This is a genomic window from Hafnia sp. HMSC23F03, assembly GCF_001816025.1.
In the GTDB taxonomy this organism is placed as follows: Bacteria; Pseudomonadota; Gammaproteobacteria; order Enterobacterales; family Enterobacteriaceae; genus Hafnia; species Hafnia paralvei.
Genome location: NZ_KV824187.1, coordinates 45,524 through 60,537 on the forward strand (window position 1 = coordinate 45,524; position 15,014 = coordinate 60,537).

11 protein-coding genes are annotated in these 15,014 nt (G+C 44.2%); 5 read left to right on the forward strand and 6 right to left on the reverse strand.

The window, feature by feature from the left end; genetic code table 11:
• Positions 1–422: 422 nt before the first annotated feature.
• The 3 genes from HMPREF3091_RS00585 to HMPREF3091_RS00595 all read right to left on the reverse strand — a co-directional run bounded on the left by HMPREF3091_RS00585 (position 423) and on the right by HMPREF3091_RS00595 (position 2,354).
• Positions 423–761: a DUF1869 domain-containing protein gene (locus tag HMPREF3091_RS00585; protein WP_070713482.1), complete on the reverse strand. Its 339-nt coding sequence runs from the start codon at positions 759–761 to the stop codon at positions 423–425.
• A 14-nt stretch (positions 762–775) separates the two neighbouring features.
• A complete protein-coding gene (locus HMPREF3091_RS00590) occupies positions 776–1,108 on the reverse strand; it encodes a TehB family protein (RefSeq protein WP_004847240.1) in 333 nt (110 codons plus the stop codon).
• 124 nt (positions 1,109–1,232) lie between these two features.
• Entirely contained in the window at positions 1,233–2,354 is a 1,122-nt protein-coding gene (locus tag HMPREF3091_RS00595) for a nickel/cobalt efflux protein RcnA (protein WP_070713254.1), read from the reverse strand.
• Between the two features lie 120 nt (positions 2,355–2,474).
• Here HMPREF3091_RS00595 and rcnR point away from each other — a divergent pair, with 120 nt between their 5' ends.
• The gene (rcnR, locus tag HMPREF3091_RS00600) at positions 2,475–2,747 is read left to right on the forward strand and encodes a Ni(II)/Co(II)-binding transcriptional repressor RcnR (protein WP_004847245.1); all 273 of its coding nucleotides are present in this window, start codon (positions 2,475–2,477) and stop codon (positions 2,745–2,747) included.
• Between the two features lie 57 nt (positions 2,748–2,804).
• Here the strand turns inward: rcnR and HMPREF3091_RS00605 are convergent, their stop codons facing one another.
• Both HMPREF3091_RS00605 and HMPREF3091_RS00610 read right to left on the reverse strand, forming a co-directional pair.
• A complete protein-coding gene (locus HMPREF3091_RS00605) occupies positions 2,805–9,764 on the reverse strand; it encodes an autotransporter outer membrane beta-barrel domain-containing protein (protein WP_070713256.1) in 6,960 nt (2,319 codons plus the stop codon).
• Between the two features lie 213 nt (positions 9,765–9,977).
• The gene (locus HMPREF3091_RS00610; protein WP_004847249.1) at positions 9,978–10,553 is read right to left on the reverse strand and encodes a helix-turn-helix domain-containing protein; all 576 of its coding nucleotides are present in this window, start codon (positions 10,551–10,553) and stop codon (positions 9,978–9,980) included.
• A 472-nt stretch (positions 10,554–11,025) separates the two neighbouring features.
• Here HMPREF3091_RS00610 and HMPREF3091_RS00615 point away from each other — a divergent pair, with 472 nt between their 5' ends.
• The 4 genes from HMPREF3091_RS00615 (at position 11,026) to HMPREF3091_RS00630 (ending at position 14,412) form a co-directional block, all read left to right on the forward strand.
• Positions 11,026–11,898: a transcriptional regulator gene (locus HMPREF3091_RS00615; protein WP_070713262.1), complete on the forward strand. Its 873-nt coding sequence runs from the start codon at positions 11,026–11,028 to the stop codon at positions 11,896–11,898.
• Positions 11,895–12,389, forward strand: coding sequence for a FidL-like protein (locus HMPREF3091_RS00620; protein WP_008812570.1), 495 nt, complete (start codon positions 11,895–11,897; stop codon positions 12,387–12,389). Before HMPREF3091_RS00615 ends, HMPREF3091_RS00620 begins: the two co-directional genes overlap by 4 nt.
• A gap of 233 nt (positions 12,390–12,622) precedes the next feature.
• Positions 12,623–13,816, forward strand: a complete 1,194-nt coding sequence (locus tag HMPREF3091_RS00625; RefSeq protein WP_070713264.1) for an MFS transporter — start codon at positions 12,623–12,625, stop codon at positions 13,814–13,816.
• A gap of 260 nt (positions 13,817–14,076) precedes the next feature.
• Positions 14,077–14,412, forward strand: a complete 336-nt coding sequence (locus tag HMPREF3091_RS00630; protein WP_004847258.1) for a hypothetical protein — start codon at positions 14,077–14,079, stop codon at positions 14,410–14,412.
• A 63-nt stretch (positions 14,413–14,475) separates the two neighbouring features.
• On the opposite strand, the gene HMPREF3091_RS00635 is transcribed toward HMPREF3091_RS00630, so the two are convergent.
• The gene (locus HMPREF3091_RS00635) at positions 14,476–15,009 is read right to left on the reverse strand and encodes a rhodanese family protein (RefSeq protein WP_070713272.1); all 534 of its coding nucleotides are present in this window, start codon (positions 15,007–15,009) and stop codon (positions 14,476–14,478) included.
• Between the last annotated feature and the right edge of the window lie 5 nt (positions 15,010–15,014).

The following is a 15,014-nucleotide window of genomic DNA, read 5'->3' on the forward strand; positions in this document are numbered from 1 at the left end:
CGTAAAAACATTATCCATATGATTTTTAATAAAAAAATTAATAAACATAAAAATAGATTTACACACGTTACTTTATATTAGTGGGGTGATCTATCGGGGATTTGTTTTTTACATTCGATAAAAACAAAATATAACACTATAGAGAAAGCACTTAGGTTATGCACAAAACCATGTCCTATCTCTCTATTACAGAGAAAAAATAGAGCCGAAAGTATTCACCATAAAAAACCAGGTGCTTGCAACACCGATATCACGGCCAAACTATGACGTTTTATTATCAGAGTTTTACTCATAAAGGGTTAGATGCTTTCTCTTAAGGACGTAATGAGCGTCGCTTGGGTGACAGGGAAAAACCATAGCAGGTCAAGTAGGTCAGGTCCTTTGACCTAGAAATTCAAGCTCATTCGAATTTATTATTTCCTCTACCAACCGCAAACATTGGTATCTTCATCCGTTTCATACCCACGGACAATATTAACCAGTTCTTTAACCGCATCCGCTGACTTAGCAGGATTTTCTAACTCGGTTAAAGATGAAAATTCTTTATCTACTGACACTCCGTTATTTTTATTAGTTACCGTCAGTAAGAAGGCCTCACCATCACTGTTTTTGTCACCTAACCCCTTAATTACCTCCGCAACTACGCTAGCCGCAACGTCCGGAATATATAATGCCATTGGTTTCAGATATATTTTTTCTGCACTCCGATGATTTGCACAATTAGATAGCGTAAGTGCGTAACCTTGATTCTCAGTCGTCATCATATTTACCAGCCTTAATCTTCTAACAAAATCTTGGGATCTACATAAAAATCTACATTGAAAACAGTGTCATCAGACAACGCTTCGATTCTGTGCCACTTCTCTGGTGGAAATACACCAAATTGCCCCGCCTCAATCGTCAGCGTTTCAATAGGCTCAAGGCTGGTTTCATCAGCATAGCCGTAGTAGCGAATGGTTCCCTGCATCACGCATAAACGTGGATAAACGCCTTGCCGTGTGCCCGCGTCTAGGTGGCGCTTCCAGATAGATGCTGGAGCGGTTTCCTTGGTCCACAATGGCGTTGTGCGGGTATGGATATAGTTTGTAGGAATAATGATGCGCTGCATATTTCGACCTCATATGAATTTCGCCTCTGCACCTTAAGCACGCAGGGCTACCTATCTATATGATGCATATCATATACCCTTTTATGAGTTAGCGTAAATGCATCACGCATCATCTAACTTTCGGCTATCCAAGAAGCCCTATATAGCCATGAACTCCCATGTATATACCTACGACCGCAATTAGAGCACTAGAAAAATAGGGCGCTTTTTGCGCTAATTGGTTAAACCCGCTCCATCGTTTTTGCGCTTCTCTAACGCCAACGGCCGCCCCCACGCCGACAGTCACTAACGTCAGCGCCAAACCAACACTAAAACAAACAACCAGCGTTGCGCCTAGAGTTAATGCCTTTAATTGAATACAGATAAGAAGAATAGTAATTGCCGCAGGGCAAGGCATTAATCCACCGGTAAGGCCAAATAATAAAATTTGCCAGTTAGTTACTTTATTGCTGGTGAAGCGTTTTTTAATATCGTTTGCATGAGCCAGCGCATGGGCATCTTGATACTCTCTAGAGTCTTTATTTAAGCCTTTGAATTGATGGTCATGGTCATGGTCATGGTCATGGTCATGGTCATGGAAATAAGTTTGATATTCTCTAATATCATCTGCAATGCCTAGCTTTAATATGACTGAAAATTCATGTGGTTCTGGAATTTCACTTTCTGACTCAGCCCATCCTTTTTTATGAGTAAATCGATATATTTCTTGCTCACCATTTCCTCTATCAACGATTGCTGAAATATTCTCGGCAAAGTCAGCATGTCCTGTTATTTGCTTAAGCCTAAAACGGGCAACATGGTTTTCTTCATGGATGGACAGCTCTACGTTCCCGCTATTGGTATTGATTTGCTGCGCTTCATTATGCGTATGATTATCATCGGCATGCATCCTTTCAAGCCAATTTCGCTCTCCTCGCCATGTCCGCCAAAACATCCAAAATGCAGTGCCTAAAATAATCGCGCCAGACAGTAACTGTAGCCACGGTTCAACTGCTTGTGCCGTAAACTTCTGGCTGACATACATTCCCCCAAAAGCAATGAGCCATACAATAGTCGTATGGGAGAGCGTGGCTGCCAATCCCAACATGACTGCCTGCCGAACAGTGCCTTTTATCGCGATGATAAACGCTGCCATCATTGTTTTTGAATGGCCTGGCTCCAAACCATGTAAAGCGCCAAGCAAGATGGCACTCGGTATAAAAAACCAAGCATTCCCTTGTTGAAATAGCGTAGTAAATTCGTTCATGAGAATAATTCTTAATATGATAGAGAACCGGAATTCTACTCCCCCCCAGTATAAAATACTACCCCCCAGTATCTGGTGGGTGCTATATTTAGCCCATAAAGATGTAACAAAGGTGTTAACATGTCACATACCATTCGAGATAAGAAAAAACTAAAAGCGCGAACAAACAAGCTTCAGGGGCAAATTGCAGCGCTGAATAAAATGCTTGATGAGCCTCATGAATGCTCCGCAGTTTTACAACAAATTGCGGCAATTCGAGGCGCTGTGAATGGCTTGATGCGAGAAGTGATTAAAGGTCATCTCACTGAACATATTGTCCACCAAGATGCAGAAAGTAAAAGAGAAGAAGATCTGAGCGTGGTCCTGAAGGTATTAGACTCTTACATAAAATAGAGATTGTTTTTTATTAAGAAAAAAGGGGCCGAAGCCCCTTATTCAGTTTCTATACGATTAGAAATTATATTTTACGCCAATCATTGCAGCACTGTCGTTGTAGCCTTTATCCCCCACCTGTACGCCAATATTGCCCCACAGGTTAAGACGTGGATTTAGCTGCCCTTCAACACCAACTTTAACTTCGCCCAGATTACGTGCGCCATCTTGTTTAACGGCAACCCCATTCATCGTAGCCGTGAAATCTTTCGTGTTGTGGATCCAGTTAGCCTCAATAAATGGCTGGAATTCACGTCCTTTCCCCTCATCAACTGCATGATGGCCTTTGAGATACGTTCTTACGCCCAGTCGAGTCATCAGGTTGCCGTCGCCATCGCTACTCACGCGAGTACCATTGGATTCGGTATGGTTTTTCGCTTTGACACCCATCCAAACGGCCTGTGCCTGCGGCTGAACGTACCAAGTATTCGTGCTACCAAGGCTGCCTTTGAACTCATTAAGCTTAATGGTCTGCCCCACTTCTACCGATGCAGTGATTCCGCGTGACTTATACGATTCAGAGGCAATTTGTTCACCGTTAACATGGTTGTTAAACCAGCTATATTGCAACCAGCTATCAACGTAGGTACCTGTTTTCTCGGCGTCATTGGCATACCACGTACCGTAGATACCGGTACTGTAGCCATCAACGGAACCTTTCGAACCATAACCACTGATGTTGGAGTGCGTGCTGCTGTGGTTATTACCGTAGCCAGCCATCACACCTAAGTGCCAGCGATCCAGCCCATCGGTACTCCACTGTGCAATATCGCCCCCCATCTGCATCACATAACGGTTGCTTTGAGTTTTTAACTGGCCAGCAGCGTCACGGAAGTTATTGTGTCCACCGACCTGACGCATCCACATACTGGTTACTTTCTGCTCTCCGGTTAGCGCATCGATATACTGAGTTTCACCTAAACGATCATGTAAACGTGTCACAAACAGATTATTCGCCGCGGCAAGGTTAGCAATATAGCTTCCCCCTTCAGGACGCTCGGTATTTTCACCCGGCTCTGGATTTGGGTCTGGATCAGGATTTTCACCATTTTGCTTACTGGTTAAATACCAATTTCCACTGCTATCCCCTTTACCACGCGCCAACGTGTAGTCATAAGCGCCCGCTACGATGCGTCCCTCCTGATTGAACTCACCATTAGATGCACCATCCACATGGATAAGTTCGATGCCGTTTAGCGTCTGAGCCCCTGTGCCTCCGGCATTGCTGACGCTGACTCCGGTTTTCCCAGAGGTATCTCCAGTAACGACCATCTTATCCGTAACCGAATTGTCGTCGCCAAGTGCGGTATTAAAGTGAATGTGCCCATCATTACCGGTGTAGTCACCTTTCACCAACAGCTGATTACCCGCGGTTGCATGTCCGGTATTATTACCGACCATGACGGTTCCGCTGTTTACCAGATCTTTGCCAATGGTGAAAGTTTGGGTCTTACCATCAGTTTGGGCATCTGAGCCAATCTGTAGCAAGCCTTGGTTATCTATATTGCCAGCGACACCACCAAATCCAGAGAGCTTCGCTCCCTCGTGAATATTGACCTGCTGGCTAGCAAGCGTCATTGGTGCATTCTCATTACCCAGAATCAGACCGCCCTGCTGGATGTCAGTTTTTCCGGTATAGGCTACGTTTTCATTAAGGGTCACGCTGCCACTACCCTGTTTGATAAGCGAACCACTGCCGGTAACGTTGTTAGCCAATGCCCAATCGGACTGAGTATTCAGTACCAATTCGCCTTCATCTTTGATATCGGCCGTCCCCAAATGCTGTGCAGAACCCGCAGTCAATTGAGACGTGGAATCAATAGTGAATGTGCCCGCGAATTTACTGTTGTCACCAGCAAGAACCACGTGGCTATCTTTCAAAGCTACAGCGCCGTTATCGCTGATATTGTTATAGAGAACGCCATCCGCCTTATTCAGCAACAGTTCACCTTTATCTACAATATCGCCGATTCCCAGACCCAGAGTGTTATTCAGCTCAGCTAAAGCCCCCTGCTCAATCGTGGTTGTCGCAGAGAGATTCGCATTGGCGCCATTCACCGTTAACGTGTCAGCGGCAACAACCAATTCTCCGCTGCCAGCTAGCTCACCCGAAGAAACACCACCGTGGCTTAACGTTAATTTACCGCCGTTGATGTTCAGCAAAGAGCCCGCATCCGTAGCCAGTTTGCCCACCGTCTGGCTATGACCATTCATATCTAGCACGGTATCCAACGCTAACTTAAGTTCGCTGGTCAGTCCCAGAACGTTATCGTTCAGCATCAAGAGATTACCGCTGCGAACATCGGTGACGCCGGTATAGTCGTTATCCATGTTAGATAAAGAGACCGTCTCACCTTTTTGACTATCTAATGCCAAATCGCCGCTGCCTGTCACTTTGGCACTCAAATCTGCAGCATTGCCCGTTTTGCCATTTGCATCAAGCACTAATGCATCATTACCACTTCCTAACAGTTCAACCTGAGTGAGACCGTAGTTCACATAAAGGCCATCGTTATTTTCACCGCTGGTCAGGCGATAGTCATAAGTGCCTTTGGCGACCGTGGTTCCATCCTGAACAATATCTAACGTCACACCATCTGAAATGACGTTACCGCTGGCGTCATGCAGCTCTAAATTACCGCCACTGCCTTGAACCGCCGCATCAGAATCAGCCAGCTTAATCAGGCTTCCAGTATCATCTTGTTCGAGAAGGGAAACATGTGTATTTGGTAAAGGACGATCGTTGCTCACGCTGCCTGCATCGACTTGAACAACACCTTTGCCCAACAGATCCATGTTATCGGTGGTATGAATAGTCCCTGCGGCCTCTGTCACGCCAGGTGTCACACCATCAAACTTCACTGTACCGCCGTTAAATGCCAGCCCACCGATAGTTTGCTGCCCAGCGCCAACATGGGTAATGCTACCGTTGTCCGCACGCAGCGTGGCATGGGTTAAAGCCTGAGTATTAAGCCCATCCAGCTCAAAACGAGTATTCCCCATGGCAACCGTTCCGGCAAAGCCATCGGCAGCGTTGTTGGACGTGAACTCAAACTGGTTACCTGCGGTATCAACCGTCATCAATCCATTGCCAGATAAATGGCTATTAAAAGCAACGCTAGCGTTATTTTTAACGGCTAAAGTACTCGTAGAATCAATGGAATAGCCCGTTGAAGCACTATCATCACGGCTATCGCCTAGCGCAAGCAGCACGTTATCTAAGGTGAAGGTCGAACCGTTAGTGAGGTCGATATGCTCCATTCCGGTAATGGCATCGACGCGATTTAACACATAGCTGGAATTATCCAGTTTCAGGACATCCTCGCCTTGCCCACCATTAAGAGAGGTAAACAGGTTGGTTTCACTCTCTTGAACATCTTTAAGTAAGAACAGATCGCTACCACTCCCCGTGGTGAAATCAGTTCCCGTACTGCCTGACTCCAACGTCACGACGTTATTACCAGTAAGAAGATTGACCTGCCCAATGATGTTCCCACCATTAGCATTGGTGAACTGCACGCCTGAGCCGCTGGTCGTTTCGACCGCTTTCTGTGAGGCATTGAGAGCCAAAATATCACCACGGTTCACGAATTCGCTTACGCTACCGTTGTTAATATCAACCACCGCATCCGTCGTCGACTTAGAGGTGAGTTTTCCTGACTGTTCAACTTTTTGAGTTGAACCTTTGACTATTAGCGCTGCGCCTCCCGCAGCATCTAGTACATTAACGCTCACGCCGGTTTTCAGATCAGAAGAAGCATTGGTCACAATCCCCTTTCCTCCGGCCTGCTGAACATTAATCACCAAATCTTTTGAGTCGGACATATCCAGTGTTTGATCGGTCTGCGAGCCATCAATGTTTTCAAACAGGATACCGGTACCACTGCCGGTGACATTAATCGTACCGGAGTTGGTTTGAGCCATAGAGGCGCCAGTGTGAACACCAATACCACTACCGACGTTGATCGTCGTATCTTTCAGTTGAATACCGACGATATCGGCTTTGTTTTCAATAGCACTACCACTGCCGGTATCGCTCATGGTTATGGTGGCACCGTCTACCGTTAAGCCTTTCGCACCGGTATCTAATAAAATACCGTGAGCCGAACCCGCAGCCTGCGTAATACCATTACCGTTTAGCGCCAATGTGGCATCTTTCCCGACTAAATAGGCGGCAGTACCATCCGTTGCGGTGACCGTTCCAGTATTGGTGACTTCAGAACTGGCGCCCTGAATATTCACCGCGATACCATTTACCGTGATGGTAGAACGGTTGTCCAAAATACCGCCGTCCACCAATACTCCCGTGCTATTCGCCTCGGTGAAGTCGATGCTTCCCTCATGGATCAACTTACCGCCGTTACGCGCAATATAGCCAAATGCACCATCAGCAGTATTCGCTGTTTCCAAATTGGCATAGCTGGTCAGAACGGAATTACCTTTTTTAGCGGCGTTCTCAGAACCATCCAACTCATAGTAATTACCGTCTACAATGCCCGCAGTGGTATCTTTGCCAGCCACTTTTACGATCACGGCGTCTGCCGTAATTTCTCCCGTGGCACCACCTTCAATTCGGATCCCTGTCGCCCCCTCTCCGGTAACGCTAAGTGCTAATTTGCCTGAGCTGAATTGACTCCCCGCACCAGTAGTGCGAATGATGGTTGCATTATCGCCAGAGGCATTAAGTTGCGCAGCACTATTGCCAGAGCCGTCAAAGGAGGCGCCTCCGTCAACTCGGTAGAGTGTTGAGTCTTGCGTTGACACATCTTGCACACTGCTAGCATCGTTTTTTATTTTTGAGCCAGCACCGAAAACATAGTAACCCGTTTGGTTAGTACCGCCGTTGAACGTCACGGCTCCATTTTGGGTAACATCAATCTCACCTTTATCTCTAGCATGAACGCCGATGGCACCATCACCGGTAAGATTCACTTTACCGGATAAGATCGCCAATGCTTTTTCGCCCTGAGCGTAAATACCATAGTTGGCGTAATGTGTTACTGGGTCGAGGCCACCATTAACGTTGATCGTCCCTGAATTTGTAATTTGCCCATTCGCTAACACCTTAATCCCAGTACTATTCAACCCATTCATATCAATAGTGCCACTATTGATCACTTTGTTGGCATTGGTGCCTTCGCGAACGAGAATCCCAGTATTACTAGAGACAGACTCTCCAGATACCGCGCCATTAAGTTGGATAGTACCCTGCTGATTTAATGTTGCGAGACCACCAACATCAATAGCAGTCGCATTCTGAACCTTAGAACCAATGATAATTTCTGAATTAGTTTTTCCGTTATAAGTACCATTACCATAGAGATGCACGCCTATTGATGATTGTTTTATGGCCAAATCATCAGTGCTATCAGATGGCGTCCGTTGCGCCATACGGCCAATGTATAACGTACCTTCATTATTAAATGTGGTGTTTTGCTGAGTGACCACACCAATATTAGAACCGTCACCCAAAATGCTGCTTGCTTCATTGCTAGCCGCAATATTAATCGCGCCATAGTTATTTAACGTAGCAGAGGAGCCGAGCAATACTCCGGTATTTCCATAGTAGTTACCTCTTGCGGCAACATTAATCACGCCAGTGTTATTGTTGTTAACTACCGATGCGCCGTTCGCTAAGATTGCGGTATGGGTGCCATTCGCCACTCCTGCAGCTCCGCCCTGAAAGAAGTCTGCCATTTCAGGGTTTGTACCTGCATCGATCACGCCATTGTTTTCAACAAAGGATGTACTGCGGGCTGCTACAACATAAGCACCACGGAAAGTATTTCCCGCCGTCCCCAAGGTGCCATTGTTGGTTAATGTCGCCCCATTCTCGAGGTTAACAACGGTGGCATCAGAGCCGACTAGCTGGATGTTAGCGTCAGCGCCAATGTTAATATTAGAGCCTGCACCTTCAGCATGAAGATAAGACACGACGTCTCGATTGACAGTCGCTCTTACTGCATCGTCAGAAGCAATATTATCGGTATTAACGACAATCCCATGTAATGTTTGATCTCTGGCCTTGTTCAATTCAGCAGAATATTCAGCCTCCGTTAACTGAATTTTCCCGTCTTGTAGGGCTTTAATTAAAGCATCGTTATAGGCTTTAAACTCATCAATGTTAGTAATATTTTGTGGGCCAATCACGCTATCAAAAGAGCCAACAAAGTCTGCTGTCGTCATCCAAGCAACAGGGTTACTGGAATCTCGGATGTTATTATCATTATTACCGAGCTGAACAACGGTCTTCGACAAATAGTTAAGTTGTCCCCCATCTGTCACATGAAATGCTGAAGAATTATTCTTAGTCTTAGAAGAACTTTTCAAAATAACGTTGAATTGGTTTTCCGCAGCTCCGACCCAGTTTCCTGTGGTTTTGCCAACATTGACGTCTAGAGACGAACCAGAACCAATCTGGTAAAAGTTTCTATCGACATATTGACCATCTTTTCCCACTGGCGTTGAGATTGTTATGCGAAAATCTGCAGCAGGCTCTGTTTGAATATCGTTATTATCATAGACTTTCATCGTCACCGTGTTGCCAGTCACAGGATCGATGTAGTTAATAGACTTCGTCTGTGAACCAATTCTAAAAATATCATGGTCAACCCATTGAGCACTATCGCCGGTGATCAGACCATCAGCTTTAGCTTGTCCCAATGTAGTCCACTTGGATCCACTTTCTCCCTTTTGGATAACAGCAAAACTCCCCGTTAAATGACTTGAGCCAACAATAACCTCTTCAAAGGGGTCTGTAGGTTTAAAATCATGAACAGTAATATCCGCAGCCTGAGCATAGCCCGATATTGCCATCAGCATAGAGGTTGATAGCATGGAAATTTTAAATTGCTTTTTAGGAGCATTCTCATTCAGTTTTGTTGTAGAATCAGTTTTAAGTTTTCCGCGTGCTAGTTCCGATACAACGACAAAGCACTGTAAGCTATGATTCCAAATAACTTTAAAAATTTTATTCACTTTAATATGCCTTTGTTAATATCAGCATCGCTAGAAAGGAATTAACTCCACATCTGAGTTTCGCTGATTGACAAACCTGGGATTGGAATTTTTTACGGCTGAAACGTAAAAAACCTATGAATGTCCTAAAGAAATCCTGAAAAAAGCCTGATGGCTGAATAGATATCGCATCTCATGTATTAAGCATGAAATGGATTAGTTATAATTTAAACATCAATGGTCTACCGAAATCGTCGAAAGATAGCGATACAGTTGCACATTGCTCCTAACACCAATTTTCCTCATGATACTGCGTTTATAACTGCTCACAGTTTTAATATTCTTATTAAGCAATGTAGCGATCATGACTGAGCTAAGGCCTTTATTCATTAATAAAACAACCTTTTTTTCCTCTGGGGTTAATACCTTAAGCATCTTGCAATACAGGCATTGAGAAGGTCTTGCCTCATTCATGACTTTCTTATGGAGATTCATTACCTTTTTTATTTTATTCTCGATATCCGTAAAACTATCCGAGATAGTAAAAGTCGCCTCATTTCCCAAATGCCCCACGTCAGATTTATCACTTAATACCGTGACCACTGCGACATTATTGCTTGTCAGATGGCAAGTACAATGACTTAGCCCCTCAAGTTTAGTGCGAAAGTATAATGTGACGTCCTCGCAAGGATCGTCTAAATCATCAATCTCACTCCTTTTGATTGAGTCCTCACCATATATCCCCTCAACAACTGCATAAATGCCTTTCTTGGCATAGTTATCTAAACCTTGGGTAACGACATTAACCATTTCATCCACCAGAAGTCACAGATACTGTGGGCTTAGGCTAAATCTTATTGGTAATAAAAAACATTCCCAACATTAGTGAAAAAGCACCACAAAATCAGTTAAGATTATTCCTACAACAAAACAGCTTTCAATTACTTTTGTGTGGTAATTATAACCACCCGCCCGCAACCTAGACAGATGAACCTATATTCATCGAAAAAATGATATTTTTGTCTGAAAATTATTTATTTTTCACATTAAAAATCCATTAAAAAAGCAAATATTGCAGCTATACTTCCAGCAAGATAATTACATAAAAATATATATATTCATTTATTCATAATTAGAGTTAATTTTTATAACGCCAAGATACACACCTGTTAAATAAAATTATATTTTCACTCAGCGCTGTCGTTAGAAAAATCTCATGATTTGACCAAAAAATATATTATATGCATCATAAAAACCCCCTTGATATTTATGGTACTTAATAATGAGTATTTATATCGTCGATGATCTTGTTACTTATAACTCTGAGGATGGCATTCTAAGGTCACTTCAAAATGATGAAAACCAGTTAGCACTAACCACAACAACGGCAAGGTTATTTAATTTACTGCTAGAAAATTATGGCTGCGTAGTGAGTCGAGAAGAGTTATTTGAAAAAATATGGGAGAATCATGGGCAACGTTCATCTAATGCAGGATTAAATCAATATATACGCACGCTAAGAAAATGCCTTTATGAATTTGGGGTTGCTGAGAATTCAATAATCACAATACCTAAAGTTGGATTCAAACTTAATCCCAGCATAATTCAACGTATAGAAGGTACGGATGAACCCTACCCAAAAAAAGATGAAAAAGAGAGGCAGTCTGAAAAATCAGACTCTGTACCCATAAAAAAACACCAAACTCATCATGAGGAAAAACATGAAACGAAAAATGTTCAAGCAACGCCGATCGACAAAAACAGTCATGATGCAAAAAAACGGTATGTTTTTTATTCACTGCTAATCTTATTTATTGGCAATATTTTACTATTTGCGTTTAGCTTTAGTAATCAGATCAAAAGCGAAACCGTACATAGTTATTTATTGACCACTATTGATAGCTGTCGAGTTTACACATTGCACCCCAACTCGGAACAAGCAATACCAATAAAAAAGAAAATATTTGAAACGGCAATAACTAAGAGCAAGCTCAGATGCATCACTGGAACTGAATTTTATACCTACATTGATGACAGTTTAGTCTTTGGGCGAATTGGCGATATTTTCATCGCCAGATGTACCTTGCGAGACGCGAGTACAAACCAGTTCATTGCATGCGATAGCTCTTACTATTCACCTTGGGATACAAAATGAGTCTGATAATAAAAGTGAAAATAAATCATATCCTTCTTTTTATTGCGTTCATCTCTCTTATTAACATAGCTTACTTTTTTTACTCTTATAAAACCCGCCTCAACATCAATTGTGAAAGCTCAGGCATGAGTGAAATCGCTAATGAAAAAGTGAAAATACGCGCTGATGGTTCAACCACCTATCGCTTCAATACGGATTACACGGGGCGTATCAGCATCAAAACTAAGATTGACATTGGTGATAAATCCTACTTTTTAAATCGTGATATCAGCATCACTTACGAGAGGGAAGGGGCTGACTATTACAAAGTAACACCGACAAAAGTGCTTAGATCGCTAGCCGATAATGCGCCAGATCATTTCATAGAGAATAGTTTCATGATCAAACAAGCCTATGAGTACGCACTGACGATCAAAAAAGTAAACAATAATACCTACCTATTAGGTGGTTCATTCTCCCCCATGACAATCTGCGTGGTAAAACCAAACTAACTCATTAGGACAACGTTTATAGCTATCTTGCTATAACACGACGACAAACCATCCCTCTACGATAGAAAAGGATCAAACAAACGCCATTGATTTTATCTATGGCGTTAGGCGTTTGAGGCTAACAACACACCATCGCGCCCTTGAAATACCCGCTAAACAGTTTAGTGTAATCAGACACATTCACTTTCTCCTTCATTGAGTTTTTCAGTCTTTACGCCTTTAGGACGGTTCCTTTGCCCAGTCTTTCACTAAAACACCGCAGCCTCGCCCTATTCGTCTTCTTTTTCTTACCTGGCGTCTCGATGGCATCTTGGGTCACTCGAACGCCAGCAATTCGCGACAAGCTTGGCGCATCCACGGCAGAAATGGGGTTAGTGCTATTTGGTCTCTCCATTGGTTCAATGGCTGGCATTCTCAGCTCAGGGTATCTCGTACAACGATTTAGTACTAAGCCCGTCATTGCCGCCGGCACCAGTTTGGTTATCGCAGGAATATTACTTGTTGCACTCGGTGCTTTTTTTTCTTCGGCGCTCACGGTTTCTGCAGGGCTATGTCTATTTGGCGCAGGGATGGGCTCCGCGGAAATCGCCATTAATGTTGAAGGTGCAGATGTGGAACGCCTCTCTCATCGCCCTCTACTGCCAATGCTGCATGGCTGCTTTAGCCTTGGTACCTTAGTCGGAGCCGGTATTGGTAACGGTTTAACCTCGGTCAATTTTCCTATTCAGTGGCATCTATTTTTGATTGGCGTTATATGCATTCCTGCAACACTTTGGGCATTAAAATCCGTACCGCGAGGTAATGGCCTACGTTCCTCAACAACAGACACTGCCGATAAAAATGCAACAACGGTCACAACAACCAACGTCTGGAAAGATCGCCGCCTCATCCTCATTGGCCTTATTGTATTAGCGATGGCGCTTGCAGAAGGATCAGCAAATGACTGGTTACCGCTACTAATGGTCGATGGACATGGTTTTAGTCCAACGTCAGGCTCGCTGATATATACAGGATTTGCATTGGGCATGACTGCTGGGCGATTCTGCGGCGGATATTTTTTACGCAGATTTGGTCGAGTTAACGTCGTACGTGGAAGCGCCATATTTGGCGTTATCGGTCTAGGGCTGATTATCTTTGCTGAAAACACATTTTTGGTGAGCGCATCGGTTCTATTTTGGGGCATAGGTGCATCGCTTGGTTTCCCACTCACGCTTTCAGCCGCAAGTGACACTGGCCCCAATCCAGCGGCGCGCGTGAGCGCCGTAGCGACTACTGGCTATATCGCCTTTTTAGTGGGGCCGCCAATGCTTGGCTTCTTGGGTGAGCATTTAGGACTGCGTTCAGCAATGATCGTCGTCTTGGCGCTAGTCACCTTTGCCATTTGGTTAGCGCCTGCCGTAGGGGAACCGCCAAAATCTAACGCATAGTCAAACGAGGAGCCCCGCTATTGTTCGTGGGGCTACCTTGATTCCAGTCTATTGGTCGTACGACATTCCTGCCGCATTCTGTTTGGAATACTCATCTCATTTCTTACTATTTCAATTTGTCGCCACTTTTTAAAGGAATACGATTTCGACTCCTCGGCAAGGGATTCAAATTGGGTAGCTGCATATTCACTATTGCTAGAAGCCACTATCGCTAGAAGTCCGCTGTTTGAGATTATGAATTTTCAGCACTGGAGATTTACATGAGTGATAAAACGTTAACGATTTTGCACAGCAACATGTCGCGCCTGCATCAAGTGATTAATACCAGCACGGAAAATGGTTTACCTGATAACCTATTAGATGTGCTGGCGTTGGGTTTTAATCTACTGAACATGAGCAACAACGAGTTAATCCAGCAGCAGCAAACACGACAAACGCTATCGTATAATTCGGTTAGCTTAGTTATTCAGCAATGTAGCGCCTTACTGTGGATCGTGCTGGAATATGCGAGTACCCAGATGGAACAGTCAAGCGTGGATGAACTGGCGGAGATTTATCTTCACACTCACTATCTGGCTAAATCACTGTCGTGTTAAAAAAAGAATCCGCTCGGAGTCAGCTAGCCAGTGTTTGCACCATGCCCCTCTACCTGAAAACACTTATTTTAGGTTTTTATTCCACGGCATTTTCATCAGCAAGCGAGCCATACCACAGTAGCCAGTGATACCTGCAAACAGCAGCCCAGCACCGACAAAACCTGATAACAAGAAGAATCCAGAGTTCACTAGATAGCCTAAAATAACCCCCAACAGAACCAATGTCCCCGCGGCAATCTGAACCTGACGCATTAAAGGTAACGGCTGGCGCTTATCTACCTCAACGCCCAATCCCGCTGTTTTCCACGCGTTAATTCCACCGTCCATCAGATAAACCTGAGCAGGAGCCGCCGCCTGAACTAAACGCTCGGCGTTTTTAGAGGAGCGCATGCCTGATAAACAGTGAAAAATCACGTTGCTTGTAGGTGTTACCCCGGAGATTTTCATACCTTTCTCTAATTCGCCCAGAGGATAGAGCTGAGCCTGAGAGATATGCTCTCGGGCATACTCTTGAGGATCGCGAATATCCACCAAAAGTGCGCCTTCACCGAGCATTTGACTGGCCATTTGCGGAGAAATAGTAATAGCAGATGACATAATGA

Bases quoted from the DNA above. Each gene is read 5' to 3' on its own strand.
- HMPREF3091_RS00610 (WP_004847249.1), bottom strand. From the start codon at position 10,553: ATGGTTAATGTCGTTACCCAAGGTTTAGATAACTATGCCAAGAAAGGC.
- HMPREF3091_RS00630 (WP_004847258.1), top strand. From the start codon at position 14,077: ATGAGTGATAAAACGTTAACGATTTTGCACAGCAACATGTCGCGCCTG.
- HMPREF3091_RS00635 (WP_070713272.1), bottom strand. From the start codon at position 15,009: ATGTCATCTGCTATTACTATTTCTCCGCAAATGGCCAGTCAAATGCTC.
- HMPREF3091_RS00590 (WP_004847240.1), bottom strand. From the start codon at position 1,108: ATGCAGCGCATCATTATTCCTACAAACTATATCCATACCCGCACAACG.
- rcnR (WP_004847245.1), top strand. From the start codon at position 2,475: ATGTCACATACCATTCGAGATAAGAAAAAACTAAAAGCGCGAACAAAC.
- HMPREF3091_RS00615 (WP_070713262.1), top strand. From the start codon at position 11,026: ATGAGTATTTATATCGTCGATGATCTTGTTACTTATAACTCTGAGGAT.
- HMPREF3091_RS00585 (WP_070713482.1), bottom strand. From the start codon at position 761: ATGACGACTGAGAATCAAGGTTACGCACTTACGCTATCTAATTGTGCA.
- HMPREF3091_RS00595 (WP_070713254.1), bottom strand. From the start codon at position 2,354: ATGAACGAATTTACTACGCTATTTCAACAAGGGAATGCTTGGTTTTTT.
- HMPREF3091_RS00620 (WP_008812570.1), top strand. From the start codon at position 11,895: ATGAGTCTGATAATAAAAGTGAAAATAAATCATATCCTTCTTTTTATT.